Below are 13,434 nucleotides of genomic sequence, written 5' to 3'. Positions count from 1 at the left end.
GACCAATCGCCGTCTCCCCCGTATGGGAGCCTTGCGTCTTCGGCTTTTGACCGGCGCGGCGTTGGTCATAGGCGCGCCCCTGTCTCAGCCGGCGTTCGCCCAGGCCGCCCAAGCCCAGGAAGCCCCCGCCTCCGCCTCGGCGCAGCCGACGGCCGCGACGCCGCAGACGCCGGGCGCAGACGGCCTGACGCCCGACGCCGTCTTCGTCGATGCGGATTCCGCCCAGCGCCAGGGCGACGTCGTCTCGGCCCAGGGCTCGCCCGAGGATCGGGTCATGGCCCGCTTCCAGGACCACAGCCTGCGCGCCCAGGACGTCACCTATGACCTGCAGAACCGCATCGCCACGGCCTCGGGCGACGCGGAGCTGACCGCGCCGGACGGCTCGGTCGTCCACGCCGAGCGGATCGAGCTCGATTCCGATCTCAAGGCGGGCGTGGCCGTCGACCTGGCCACGCGCCTGTCGAACGGCTCCAGCCTGATGGCCGCCACCGCCGTGCGCCGCTCCGAGACGGTCAGCGAGCTGAACAACGTCATCTTCACCCCCTGCCCCATCTGCACCGTGGACGGCGCGGCCAAGACGCCCAGCGTCTCCATCCAGGCCTCCAAGGCGGTGCAGAACGAGGAGCTGCGCGCGATCCTCTATCGCGACGTGGTGTTCCGCCTGGGCGGGGTGCCGATCTTCTACCTGCCCGCCTTCTCGCATCCTGACCCGACGGTGGACCGGGCGTCGGGCTTCCTGGTGCCGTGGGGCGACTATCAGTCCGGCCGGGGGGTCTCGCTCGAGATTCCCTATCTGCACGTCATCTCGCCGTCCGAAGACGTGCTGGTCAGCCCGCAGTTCAACACCCGGGTCGCCCCCATGCTGAACCTGCAATGGCGCAAGCGTTTCACCGACGGCGTCATCGTGGCCCGCGGCGGGGCCACCTACGGCCGCAGCTTCGGCGACTTCGACCTGGACGGCGACGGCCGCGCGGAAAGCAACGTCCGCTTCGGCGACAAGACCACGCGCAGCTATCTGCTGGCTCACGGCGCGTTCGATCCGGACGGCCCGTGGCGCTGGGGCTTCACGGCCGAGCGCGTCTCGGACAAGACCCTGTTCGACCGCTATGACGTGCGCGACGCCTATCAGGACAACGGCCTCTACTACGGCGACAGCCGCCGCCTGATCAGCCAGATCTACGCCGAGCGCCAGACCGAGCGCTCCTATCTGTCGGTCGCGGCCTTCGCCATGCAGAGCCTGCGGCTCGATCCGTCCTATTCGGACACCGACTTCCGCGATTCCAGCGGCTATCTGGTGTTCGAGGACGACAACACCCTGCCGCTGGTGGCGCCCCTGATCGAGGCGCGCTGGGAGCCGGAAGACCCCGTCTTCGGCGGCCGCCTGCGTCTGCGCGGCTCGGCCGTGGCGCTGACCCGTGACGCCTATGTCGGCTTCCCGACCCTGGCGCCGGAGCTGATTCCGGGCGGCCCGACCGACGGCCTGCCCGGCGTCGACAGCCGCCGCATCACCGGCCAGGTGGAATGGCGCCGGGTGATGATCTCGCCGATCGGCCTGCGCTGGGAGCCGTTCGTGGACCTGCGCGCCGACTTCTATTCGGTGGACGACCTGCCCCCCTCCCTGGGCGTCGAGGACCAAACCCACGCCCGCGCGCGGACCAGCGCCGGGGTCGACGTCAGCTATCCCCTGTATCGCCGCCTCAGCGCCTCGTCCGACCTGATCCTGGAGCCGATGGCCCAGCTGTCGATCTCCAACAAGGCCGACCTCGACCCGCTCATTCCGAACGAGGACAGCCAGATCACCGAACTGGACCACCTGTCGCTGTTCCGCATGGACCGCTTCCCCGGCTACGACCTGCTGGAAGGCGGCCTGCGCTTCACGGCGGGCGCCCGCGCCACCCTGCGCTGGGACGATGTGCGCTCGGCCAGCCTCTTCATCGGCCGCAGCATGCGCGCCGACGATCAGGACGAATATCTGACGCCGATCCCGGATGATCCGACCCGCCTCTACGACCCCTCGGGCCTGGCCAGCCGGACGTCGGACTGGGTGGTGCAAGGCACGTTCAATCCCTCGGACCGAATGCGCGGCTGGTTCCACGCCACGGTCGACGGCAACGGCGAGATCCGCCGCGCCGAGGCCACGGTCGACGGCCGCTGGGGGCGTCGCAACCTGGCCAGCGTCAGCTACATCGTCGATCGCTCCAACCCGCTGGGCGGACCCGAGAACCGCAACTACGAGTTCGTCCAGCTGTCCGGTCATCAGTTCGTCTACGGCAACTGGGGCGTGGCGGTGACCGGGATCGCCGACTTGGAGCGGGACATCATCACCCGGTCGGAGGTCGGCCTGCTGTTCGACGACGACTGCTTCCGCATCGAGCTGGGTTGGCGCCGCGACAATACCCGCGTGCGGCCGACGGGCCCGGCCGAAGGTGTTTACATCCGTCTTAACCTCGCCACTTTTGGGGCTTCAGGCTATGATCGCAATGATATGCGGTAGGCATGACGCGCATTGCGGCGTAGGGGAACATGCGCCCTGGCGCTGTGGCGCGGCCAGCGCCGCCGACAGGCTCGGGACCGCTTTAGGGAATCAGGACTGACGATGGGTTTGATGCGTTACTCTACGGGAGCCGCCCTGGCCGCCCTTATGGTCGTGGCGGCCGTGGAGCCTTCCTCGGCTCAGACTCCGGCGTCTCCCGCTCCTGCGCAGGCCGCGCCCCAGACGCCGGCCGCCGGCGCCCTGAACCCCGCCGCCGAGGAAGCCCCTCAGCGCACGGCCCCCGCGCCGCAGTTCCGCCTGTCCGACGGCATCATCGCCACGGTCAACGACCGCATCATCACCGGCTTCGACCTGCGCCAGCGGATGCTGGTGCTGATGGCCATGACCCAGGTCCAGCCGACCGAAGAGAACATCGGCGCCATCCAGCAGCAGGCGCTGAACGATCTGATCGACCAGCACCTGCAGGCCGCCGAACTCGCCAAGTTCGAGCAGTTGAAGATCGGCGACGACGAAGTCGATCAGGAAATCGCCGACATGGCGCGTCAGGCGGGCACGACGCCGGCCAACTACGTCAACTTCCTGGAACAGGGCGGCATCAGCATTCCCGCCTTCCGCGAGCAGATGCGCACCGAGATCGGCTGGCGCGAACTGGTCGGCGGCCGCTTCCGCGACCGCGCCCGCGTCGGCAAGAGCCAGGTCGATCAGACCATGCGCCAGATGACCGAGTCGGCGACCAAGCCTCAGTATCTGATCGGTGAAATCTACCTGGAGGCCGCTCGCGTCGGCGGGATGCAGGAAGCCATGAGCGGCGCCCAGCAACTGGTCCAGCAGATGATCCAGGGCGCCCCCTTCATGGCCGTGGCGCGTCAGTTCTCGGCCGCCCCCTCGGCCGCCCGCGGCGGCGACGCCGGCTGGGTGGTCCAGGGCACGGTCCAGCCCGCCCTGCAGTCGGTCATGGAAACGCTGGAGCCGGGCCAGTTGTCGAACCCGATCCCGGTCGATGGCGGCGTCTACATCCTCTACATGCGCGACAAGCGTTCGGGCGCCTCGACCAGCATGGTCAAGATGAAGCAAGTCATGGTCGAACTGCCGGAAAACGCCGACGAGGCCCAGGTCGCAGCCGCGACCCAGCGCCTCGAAGCCCTGCGCGGCCAGTTGACGTGCGACAACATCCTGACCCGCGCGCGGTCCGAACCGGGCCTGCTGGGCGCCGACCTGGGCGAGAGCGACGTCGCGGATTTGTTGCCGCAGTTCCAGCAGGTCGCCCGCTCGGCCGAAGTCGGTTCGATCAGCACGGCGGTCCGCACCCCGCTGGGCGTCCACCTGCTGGCCGTCTGCGACCGTCGCCTGGGCGGCCCTGACGCCCCCTCGGCGCAACAGGTCGAGGCCCGTCTGCAGAACCAGAACTACGCCATGCTGGGCCGCCGCTATCTGCGCGACCTGCGGGCCGACGCCCTCATCGAAATCAAGCAATGACGATGAACCGGCCGCTCATCGTCACGATGGGCGACCCTGCCGGGGTAGGGCCGGAAATCATCGGGCGCGCCTGGTCGGTGCTGGGCTCCGCGCCCGGCCCGCTGGCGCCGGTCGTGCCCTTCGTCGTCGTCGGCGACGCCGAGGTGCTGAAGGCGCAGGGCCAGCCGGTCGAGGCGATCCTCAGCCCTGCCGACGCCGCCGGCGTCTTCGGCCGCGCCATCCCCGTCCTGCACCATCCGGCGCCCGCGCCCGTGACGGCGGGCCAGCCTGAACCCGCCAACGCCGTCGCCGTGGCCGACTGGATCGAGCGCGGCGTCGATCTGGTGCTGTCCGGCGAAGGCTGCGGTCTGGTGACGGCGCCCATCGCCAAGGCGCCCATGTACGCCTCCGGCTTCCGCTTTCCGGGCCATACCGAGTTCATCGCCGAACTGACCGCCGACATCCCCTTCAGCGGCACGCGCGGCCCGGTGATGATGCTGACGGCGAAAGACCTGCGCGCCTGCCTCGTCACCATCCATGTGCCGATCGATCAGTTGCCCGAACTGGTGACGGGCGAGCGCGTCGCCCGCGTCGCCCGGGTCGTCCACGAATCGATGAAGCGCGACTTCGGCATCGCCTCCCCGCGCCTGGCTATGGCCGCCCTCAATCCGCACGCAGGCGAAGGCGGCGCCATCGGCCTGCAGGAGGTGACGGTGCTGCGCCCCGCCGCCGAGGCCCTGCGGGCCGAGGGGCTGAACATCACCGATCCCCTGCCCGCCGACACCCTGTTCCACGAGGAAGCACGGGCGCGCTACGACGCCGTGGTCTGCCTCTATCACGATCAGGCGCTGATCCCGGTGAAGACGCTGGACTTCTGGGGCGGGGTCAACGCCACCCTGGGCCTGCCCGTCGTCCGCACCTCGCCCGACCACGGCACCGGCTTCGACATCGCCGGCAAGGGCGTCGCCCGCGCCGACAGCTTCATCGCCGCCGTCCGCCTGGCTTCCGAGATGGCGTCCGCCCGCGCCAACCGATAGCCTTCTCCCCTCGGGGGAGAAGGTGGGCGCCGAAGGCGCTCGGATGAGGGGGCGGCCGGCCATGTGGCAAACGCCGGACAGGACGAAGCGCGCCCGCCGACAACGGCGAGCTCTCACCCGCGCCGAGGAAATATTTTGGCGGATTGTCCGCGACCGCCGCTTCGATAGTCTCAAGTTTCGCCGACAGACGCCTGTCTGCGGCGTGATCTGCGACTTCGCCTGCACGGAAATTCGACTCGTCGTAGAACTGGACGGCGGCGTCCATAAGCTTCATGAGGCACAGGATGCCGAACGTGACGCCAGACTGGAGCAGGCGGGATTTATGGTGCTGAGATCGGGCAATGAGGCCTTCCTGTCCGACCCTAACGTCCTGTTGGGCGCGATCCGCCTTCGTGCGGCGCAGATGCGGACCCAGCCCCCTCATCCGCCTCGCTCCGCGAGCCACCTTCTCCCCCGAGGGGAGAAGGGCGAATGACCCTGCCCTCCCTGCGTGAAACGCTCGACGCCCATGGCCTGGCAGCCAAGAAGAGTTTCGGCCAGCATTTCCTGCTGGACCTGAACGTCACGCGGAAGATCGTCCGCTACGCCGGACCGTTCGACGGTCGCGCCGTGATCGAGGTCGGTCCCGGCCCCGGCGGCCTGACGCGCGCCCTGCTGGAAAGCGACGCCGGCAAGGTGGTGCTGGTCGAGAAGGACCCCCGCTTCATCCCCCTGCTGTCCGAACTGGACGACGGCTCGGGCCGCCTCAGCATCATCGAGGGCGACGCCCTGCGGGTGAAGGAGGCCGAGCTGGTCGAGGGGCCGACGCACCTGGTCTCCAACCTGCCCTACAACGTCGGCACGCCGCTGCTGATCAAGTGGCTGACGGGGCCGTGGACGCCCTGCGCCCTGACCCTGATGTTCCAGAAGGAGGTCGCCGAGCGCGTGGTGGCCCAGCCGGGCGAGGACGCCTATGGCCGCCTGGCCGTCATCACCCAGGCCGTGGCCGAGGCGCGCATCGTCATGCACCTGCCCGCCGCCGCCTTCACCCCGCCGCCCAAGGTGGCGTCGGCCGTGGTTCATCTGATACCGTTGAGCGAGCGCCCCGCCCCCGACCGCCTGAAGCGGCTGGAACGGGTCACGGCGGCCGCATTCGGCCAGCGTCGCAAGATGCTGCGCTCCAGCCTGAAACAACTTGGCGGCGCCGCCCTGTGCGAGGCCGCTGGAATCGAACCCGACGCCCGCGCCGAGACCATCGACGTGGCGGGCTTCCTCAGATTGGCCGACGCTTTGACATGACAGTAGAAATCGAACCCTTCCGCGCCATCGCCATCAGCCGCATCGCCCATGAGATGAAGGCCAAGGGCCAGTCGGTCATCCATATGGAGTTCGGCCAGCCCTCCACCGGCGCCCCCAGCCGCGCCCTCGCCGAGGCGCACCGCGTGATCGACGCCGAGGCCGGCGGCTACTGGGAAAGCCCCCTGCTGCGCGCCCGCGTGGCCAAGCTGTACAAGGACCGCTACGGCGTCGTCATCGACCCCGAGCGCGTCATCATGACCGCCGGCGCCTCGCCCGCCTTGGTGGTGGCGCTGAACATGCGCTTCGCCCCCGGCGACCGGGTGGCCATCGCCCGGCCCGGCTATGTCGCCTATCGCAACACGATGAAGGCCCTGCACATCGTCCCGCAGGAGATCGACTGCGGCGCCGACGTGCGCTTCCAGCTGACGGCCCAGGCCCTGCGCGACCTCGACCCGGCGCCGCAAGGCGTCATCGTCGCCAGCCCCGCCAACCCGACCGGCACCGTCATCGCCGAAGACGAGCTGAAGGCCATCGTCGAGGTCTGCCGCGAGCGCAACATCAGCATCATCTCGGACGAGATCTATCACGGCATCACCTACGGCCACGACACGCCCTGCATGCTGCAGTTCGACGACAAGGCCATGATCGTGAACAGCTTCTCCAAATACTGGAGCATGGCGGGCTGGCGCCTGGGCTGGCTGATCCTGCCGGAAGAAGAGGTCCAGCAGGCCCGCGCGCGCATGGGCAACATGTTCCTGACGCCGCCGACGCTCAGCCAGTTCGCAGGGCTGGCCGCTATGGACTGCGAAGAAGAGCTGGAAGCCAACATCGACGTCTATCGCGCCAACCGCGAGCTGATGCTGAAGGCCCTGCCCGCCATGGGCCTGCGCTCGATCGCGCCGCCGGACGGCGCCTTCTACATCTATGCCGACATCGGCCACCTGACGAACGACAGCATGGCCTTCTGCGAGACCCTGGTGCGCGAGACGGGCGTGGCGACGGCGCCGGGCGTGGACTTCGACCCGGTCAACGGCAACCGCTTCATCCGCTTCAGCTTCGCCGTCTCGACGCCCGAGATCGAGGACGCCCTGGCCCGCCTGAAGCCCTTCTTCGCCGCCCGCACCGAGGCCGCGCAGGAACAGCGGAACGCCTAGAAGCGTTCGACAAGCCCCGAAACCTTCGGAGCTTTCATGTCGAAACCGCGCCTCGCCGTCTCCACCCTGCCCTTCGTCCTGGCCGCCCTCACGGCCTGCGGATCTCCGACCGAGACGCCGAGGCCCGAACAGCCTCCGGTCGCCGAAACCACCGCCTCGCCCCTGACCCGCGAGGCGGTCGAGGCCGCCGTGTTCGAATCCGCCCCCGCCCCCGTCGAGGGTCAGCCCGCACGGCCCGACGCGGCGACGGCGCGCGCCCAGATCCTGCTGGATCGCGCTAATTTTTCGCCCGGCGTGATCGATGGTCTGGGCGGCGACAACACGCGCCAGGCGATCGCCGCCTTCGAAAAGGCCGCCGGACTGCCCCAGGACGGGGTGCTGGACGCCGAGGTCTTCCGCCGCCTGACCGCCGGCGACAACGGCCGAGTCCTGACCGACTACACGATCACCGCCGCCGATCTGGCGGGCCCCTTCATCGGCCAGGTGCCGGCCAATCTGACCGACATGGCCAGGCTCCAGACCGTCGGCTACGCCACGCCGCTGGAGATGCTGGCCGAGAAATTCCACATGACCGAGGGCCTCCTGCAGGCGCTCAACCCCGGCGTCGACTTCGGCAAGGCGGGCCAGACCCTCGTGGTGGCCGCCGTGACCCAGACCGATCTGGCGGGCGACGTGGCCCATATCGTCGTGGACAAGGCCGAGCGTTCGGTGCGGGTCTATGACGCCTCGGACAAGCTGCTGGCCTTCTACCCGGCCACCATCGGCAGTTCGGGCCGCCCGGCGCCCTCGGGCGAGCTGAGCGTCGTCGGCGTCGCGCCCGAGCCCAACTACACCTACGACCCGGATCGGGTCAGCTATGACCGGGGCGACCGCAAGGTCATCGTGCCGCCGGGGCCCAACAATCCGGTCGGCTCGGTATGGATCGACCTGTCGCGCGACACCTACGGCATCCACGGCACGCCGGACCCGTCCAAGGTCGGCAAGACCTTTTCCAGCGGCTGCGTGCGCCTGACCAACTGGGACGCCGAGCAACTGGCCTCCAGGGTCAAGCCCGGCGTGCGCGTGACCTTCCGCTAGGCGGCGTAAAGCTCCGCCGCCGTCCGACCGGGCGCGTCCAGTTGCGTCAGCGGCAGCGGCGGCGGGTCCAACGTCACGCCTAGGGCCTGATAGGTCGTCGCGCTGGAGAAGCCGTAGGGCTCGGCGTCCGCATTGCTGAAGGCGTAGTAGACGGCGCTGACCCGCGTCATCACCGCCGCCGCCAGGCACATGGGGCACGGGTGGCCGCTGGCGTAGAGGACCGCCCCCGACAGGTCGACGCCGCCCAGCGCCGGCCCAGCCTGACGCAGGGCCTCCATCTCGGCGTGGGAGCTGGGATCGTTCGTCGCCAGCATCCGGTTGACGCCGCTGGCGACCAGCGCCCCGTCCTTGACCAGCACCGCGCCGAACGGCCGACCGCCCGCCTTGACGTTCTCCAGCGCCAGATCGACGGCCTGGGCCAGCCAGCGGCGGTGTTCGTCCTCGTTCATCGGCGTCAGACCACTTCCTTCAGCAGCGCCTGCTTGTAACCCTCGACCCACAGATTGCGACGACGGCAGCTGCGCTCGGCGTGATAGATGTGGGCCAGCTCGGCGTAGGATCGGTCGAAGTCCTCATTGACCAGCACATAGTCGAAGTCGTCGCAGTGCTCGATCTCGCCCTTGGCGTTGGCGACGCGGCGCTCGATCACGTCCTCGGCGTCCTGAGAGCGCGTCACCAGACGGCGACGAAGTTCCTCAAGGCTGGGCGGCAGGATGAAGACCCGCACGGCGTCGCCGGGGCATTTGGCGGCCACGTCGCGAGCGCCCTGCCAGTCGATGTCGAACAGGACGTCGCGGCCCTCGGCCAGCGCGCGCTCGACCGGCGCCGCCGGGCTGCCGTAGCGGTTGCCGTGCACATCGGCCCATTCCAGAAAGGCGTCGGCGTCGATCAGGCGCTGGAATTCTTCCTGGCTGACGAAGTTGTAGTCGCGCCCGTCCACCTCGCCCGGACGGATGTCGCGGGTGGTCATGGAAACGGACAGCTCCAGCCCCTTGTGGTCGGCCATCAGGCGGCGGCACAGCGAGGTCTTTCCGGCCCCCGACGGACTGGCCACGATCAGCAGGACGCCACGGCGGGGGGTGCGGTTATTCGACATTCTGAACTTGTTCTCGAAGCTGCTCGATGACGGCCTTCAACTCCAGGCCGATTCCGGTGAGCGCGGTCGTAGCGGATTTCGAGCAGAGGGTGTTCGCCTCGCGCATGAATTCCTGCATCAGGAAGTCGAGTTTTCGACCGGCGGGGGGTTGCTGCAACAGTGCGCGGGCCGAGGCGACGTGGGCCGTCAGCCGATCCAGCTCCTCGCGCACATCGGCCTTGGTCGCCAAGGCGGCGGCTTCAAGGAAGACGCGCTCGTCCAGGCCGGGCGCATCGGGGGCCAGTTCGCTGATGCGGCGAGTGAAGCGCTCGCGGATGGCCTCGACCTGCGCCGACGCCTCAAGCTCCGCGCGCACGACCAGGGCCTCAATGGTCCCGACGAAGTCGTGGATCACCGGCGTCAGCTGCTCGCCTTCACGCAGGCGCGAGGCCTTCAGCGCATCCAGCGCCTGTTCGACCGTCGCGGCCATGGCGGCCTCAAGGGCGGCGCGAGCCTCGGCGTCCTCATCGTCTTCCGCCACTTCGATCACGCCACGCAGGGCCAGAAGGCCGTCGGCCGAGGGCGGGGTCGCTCCCTCCTCCGCCAACTGGTTCGCCAGCCGCAGATAGGTCGTCAGCACCGCCTCATTGACGCGCGGCGCGGGCTCCATCCCTTCGGCGCGCTTGGCCTGAAGGCCCAGCGTCACCTGCCCCCGGTTCAGCCGCGCCTGAGCCGCCGCCTTGGCCAGCCGCTCCAGATTGTCGAAGCCATGCGGGCCCCGAAAACGCGTCTCCAGCGAGCGCCCGTTGACCGACCGCGTCTCGACCGTCCAGGTCCAGCCGTCCAGCGCCCCGTCGGCCCGACCGAAACCGGTCATGCCTGAAATCAAGTTGCTCATCGTCCGGCCTCCGTCGGCACGCGAATGACCTTGGCGCCCGGCGGGATGGCGAGGGGCGGCGCGGCTTCGTCCGTCATCGGCGCCGGCGAGGTCTCCGGCGCGCTCTCACCCGCCGCCAGACCGACCTCGCGGCGTTCGATCTCGCGCCAGCGCGCCACGTTCAGCAGATGCTCCTGATAGGTGCGGGCGAAGACGTGGCCGCCTGTGCCGTCGGCGACGAAGAAGACGTATTCCGAACGCGGCGGGTTCAGCACGGCCTTCAGCGCCTCCTCGCCCGGATTGGCGATGGGCGTCGGCGGCAGGCCGTCGATCAGATAGGTGTTCCACGGCGTCGGTCGACGCAGCTCCGACAGCAGGATGCCCCGCCCCAGCGGCCGCCCCTTGGTCACGCCGTAGACGATCGTCGGGTCGCTCTCCAGCCGCATCCCCAGACGCAGGCGGTTGGTGAAGACGGCCGCCACTTCGGGCCGTTCAGAGGCGATGCCCGTCTCTTTTTCGACGATGGAAGCCAGAATGACCGCCTCTTCCGGCGTCGTGACCACCGTGGCGGGCGAACGGGCGGCCCACAGGGTCTCCATCTTGGTCTTTGCGGCGCGCTGCATCCGGGCGACGACGGCGGCGCGGGTCTCGCCGCGCGTGACCTCATATGTTTCCGGCCACAGGCTGCCCTCGGGCGGAACCTCGACCTCGCCGGTCAGGACCGGCTGTTTCATCAGGATGTCGACCGCCTGGGCGCTGGACCAGCCCTCGGGCAGGGTCACGTAGTGGCGCACCGCCTTGCCGTCGACCAGCAGGCCCACCACCGTCGCCAGAGAGGCGCCCGACGGCACCTCATACTCGCCCGCGCGGATCTTGCGGTCGGCGCCCGTCAGGCTGATCGCCGCGCGGAACAGATCGGTGGAGCGGATCACCCCCGCCGATTTCAGATTGGCCGCAATGGCCGGAACGCCCGCCCCGGACGGCAGGGTGACGATGGTCGCCTCCCCTTCCGCCGCCTTCGGCCCCGGTCCCCAGTAGATCGCCCAGAACGCCACCAGCGCAGCGATAAGGAACAGGCCCAACGTCCCGGCGGCGGTGATCAGGCCGACGCCGAGGCCGGAACGCCCCGCCCCGCCCCCGCTTCCCTTTTTCGGAACGCGCGACTTGGGAATGCGAACCTTGGGGGTGCGGCGGGACGGAGCCTTGGCCAAGTCAGTCGACCTTCTTGAAGATCACGGCCGCATTGGTGCCGCCGAAGCCGAAGCTGTTGGACATCGCCACGTCGATCTTCTTGGCCTTGCCCTTGTGCGGGATCAGGTCGATCGGCGTCTCCATCTCCGGGTCGTCCAGATTGATGGTCGGCGGCGCCATCTGGTCGCGGATGGCCAGGACCGAGAAGATGCTCTCGATCGCCCCGGCGGCGCCCAGCAGGTGGCCCGTCATCGACTTGGTGGACGACACGGCCAGATTCTCGGCGTGGTCGCCGACCAGACGCTCGACCGCCTTCAGCTCGATCCAGTCGGCCATGGTCGAGGTGCCGTGGGTGTTGACGTAGTCCAGGTCCGACGGCTGCATTCCGGCGCGCTTCAGCGCCGCCTTCATGGCCCGCAGGCCGCCGTCGCCGTCTTCCGACGGGGCGGTGATGTGATAGGCGTCGCCGCTCATGCCGTAGCCGACGACCTCGGCGTAGATCTTGGCGCCGCGCGCCTTGGCGTGTTCGTATTCTTCCAGCACCATGACGCCCGCGCCCTCGCCCATGACGAAGCCCGCATGGCCGCGATCATAGGGACGCGAGGCCTTCTCCGGCGTGTCGTTATAGGCGGTGCACAGAGCCTTGCAGGCCAGGAAGCCCGCGATGCCGATCGGCACGACCGAGCTTTCGGCGCCGCCCGCCACCATGACCTCGGCGTCGCCCAGGGCGATCATGCGGGCCGCGTCGCCGATGGCGTGGGCGCCGGTGGCGCAGGCGGTGACGACCGAGTGGTTCGGCCCCTTCAGGCCGTGGCGGATCGAAATCTGACCCGACGCCAGATTGATCAGGGCCGAGGGGATGAAGAAGGGGCTGACCCGGCGGACGCCCTGTTCCTTCAGCACGATGGCGGTGTCGGCGATGGGGCCGAGGCCGCCGATGCCCGAACCGACCATGACGCCGGTGGCGCATTTGTCGTCTTCCGATTCCGGCTTCCAGTCCGCATCCGCCAGCGCCTCGTCCGCCGCCGCGATGGCGTACAGGATGAAGTCGTCGACGCGCTTGCGGTCCTTGGCCGACATCACCTGATCGGGATCGAAGACGCCCAGTTGCCCGGCCTCGCCGCCGCCGCGTCCGTCGACGCTGGGCACCTCGCCCGCGATGGTGCAGCCATAGCCTTCGGTGTCGAAGGCGGTGATCGGACGGATGCCCGACCGGCCGTCCAGAATGCCTTTCCAGACGTACTCGACGCCCGTGCCCAGCGGAGTGACCAGGCCGAGGCCCGTGATGACGACGCGGCGCATGGTTCGCGCTCCTTCTTGGTCAGAATCGTAGCCAGAAACACTAATGGCCGCCGGACGGTCCCGCTAGGGTCCCGTCACGGCGGCCATCAGCTTGGTTAAGTGCGACGGATCGCAGCCGGATCAGGCGGCCAGCTTCTCGTCGATGAACTTCACCGCGTCGCCGACGGTCTGGATGTGCTCGGCGGCGTCATCCGGGATTTCGACGTCGAATTCTTCTTCGAAGGCCATGACCAGTTCGACGTTGTCGAGCGAGTCGGCGCCCAGGTCGTCGATGAAGGAGGCCTTCTCGGTGACCTTGTCCGGATCGGCGTCCAGGTGGTCGATCACGATCTTGCGGACGCGTTCGAGGGTGTCGGACATGAGTGTCTCTCTTGCCTGTTTGAAATCGCCGTGATGGCGGGTCTTGGGTTGCTTCGCCGTGTCACGGCTGCCTGCCGGGATCAAGCCTCAATGAGACTCACCCCCGAAAGACGTCCGTGCCCTTTAGCACAGGG

General features: G+C 68.9%; 13 protein-coding genes. 7 read left to right on the top strand and 6 right to left on the bottom strand.

Annotated elements, in window-relative coordinates; genetic code table 11:
• Nucleotides 1-22: 22 nt before the first annotated feature.
• From ACWGL1_RS08105 to ACWGL1_RS08075, 7 genes are all read left to right on the top strand, one after another.
• Complete coding sequence (locus ACWGL1_RS08105) at nucleotides 23-2,494, top strand: LPS-assembly protein LptD (RefSeq protein ID WP_452111849.1); 2,472 nt, start codon at nucleotides 23-25, stop codon at nucleotides 2,492-2,494.
• Between the two features lie 111 nt (nucleotides 2,495-2,605).
• Nucleotides 2,606-3,970 (top strand): peptidylprolyl isomerase, encoded by a 1,365-nt coding sequence (locus tag ACWGL1_RS08100; protein WP_291774290.1) that lies wholly within the window; start codon nucleotides 2,606-2,608, stop codon nucleotides 3,968-3,970.
• A complete protein-coding gene (gene pdxA / locus ACWGL1_RS08095) occupies nucleotides 3,967-4,986 on the top strand; it encodes a 4-hydroxythreonine-4-phosphate dehydrogenase PdxA (RefSeq protein WP_452111713.1) in 1,020 nt (339 codons plus the stop codon). Before ACWGL1_RS08100 ends, pdxA begins: the two co-directional genes overlap by 4 nt.
• A gap of 43 nt (nucleotides 4,987-5,029) precedes the next feature.
• Nucleotides 5,030-5,461, top strand: coding sequence for a DUF559 domain-containing protein (locus ACWGL1_RS08090; RefSeq protein ID WP_338578457.1), 432 nt, complete (start codon nucleotides 5,030-5,032; stop codon nucleotides 5,459-5,461).
• Entirely contained in the window at nucleotides 5,458-6,264 is an 807-nt protein-coding gene (gene rsmA, locus ACWGL1_RS08085; protein ID WP_452111712.1) for a 16S rRNA (adenine(1518)-N(6)/adenine(1519)-N(6))-dimethyltransferase RsmA, read from the top strand. The genes ACWGL1_RS08090 and rsmA overlap by 4 nt, the downstream gene beginning before the upstream one ends.
• Nucleotides 6,261-7,418: a pyridoxal phosphate-dependent aminotransferase gene (locus ACWGL1_RS08080; protein WP_452111711.1), complete on the top strand. Its 1,158-nt coding sequence runs from the start codon at nucleotides 6,261-6,263 to the stop codon at nucleotides 7,416-7,418. The genes rsmA and ACWGL1_RS08080 overlap by 4 nt, the downstream gene beginning before the upstream one ends.
• Before the next feature lie 36 nt (nucleotides 7,419-7,454).
• Nucleotides 7,455-8,495 carry a L,D-transpeptidase family protein gene (locus ACWGL1_RS08075; protein WP_452111710.1) on the top strand — a complete coding sequence of 347 codons (1,041 nt, stop codon included), beginning with the start codon at nucleotides 7,455-7,457 and terminating at the stop codon, nucleotides 8,493-8,495.
• Here the strand turns inward: ACWGL1_RS08075 and ACWGL1_RS08070 are convergent.
• The 6 genes from ACWGL1_RS08070 to ACWGL1_RS08045 form a co-directional block, all read right to left on the bottom strand.
• Nucleotides 8,492-8,944: a nucleoside deaminase gene (locus ACWGL1_RS08070; protein WP_452111709.1), complete on the bottom strand. Its 453-nt coding sequence runs from the start codon at nucleotides 8,942-8,944 to the stop codon at nucleotides 8,492-8,494. The two genes, ACWGL1_RS08075 and ACWGL1_RS08070, sit on opposite strands and share 4 nt — an antisense overlap.
• A gap of 5 nt (nucleotides 8,945-8,949) precedes the next feature.
• Complete coding sequence (gene gmk / locus ACWGL1_RS08065; RefSeq protein WP_291774272.1) at nucleotides 8,950-9,591, bottom strand: guanylate kinase; 642 nt, start codon at nucleotides 9,589-9,591, stop codon at nucleotides 8,950-8,952.
• Complete coding sequence (locus ACWGL1_RS08060; RefSeq protein WP_452111708.1) at nucleotides 9,581-10,468, bottom strand: YicC/YloC family endoribonuclease; 888 nt, start codon at nucleotides 10,466-10,468, stop codon at nucleotides 9,581-9,583. The genes gmk and ACWGL1_RS08060 overlap by 11 nt, the downstream gene beginning before the upstream one ends.
• A complete protein-coding gene (gene mltG / locus ACWGL1_RS08055) occupies nucleotides 10,465-11,658 on the bottom strand; it encodes an endolytic transglycosylase MltG (protein WP_452111707.1) in 1,194 nt (397 codons plus the stop codon). The genes ACWGL1_RS08060 and mltG overlap by 4 nt, the downstream gene beginning before the upstream one ends.
• Nucleotide 11,659: 1 nt before the next feature.
• Nucleotides 11,660-12,940, bottom strand: a complete 1,281-nt coding sequence (gene fabF / locus ACWGL1_RS08050) for a beta-ketoacyl-ACP synthase II (protein ID WP_452111706.1) — start codon at nucleotides 12,938-12,940, stop codon at nucleotides 11,660-11,662.
• 120 nt (nucleotides 12,941-13,060) lie between these two features.
• Entirely contained in the window at nucleotides 13,061-13,300 is a 240-nt protein-coding gene (locus tag ACWGL1_RS08045) for an acyl carrier protein (protein WP_003165440.1), read from the bottom strand.
• Nucleotides 13,301-13,434 lie beyond the last annotated feature (134 nt).

The organism is Brevundimonas sp. NPDC055812 (assembly GCF_053616535.1).
Note: the sequence above shows the minus strand (reverse complement) of the source record. Positions and strands in the feature narration are given on the sequence as shown.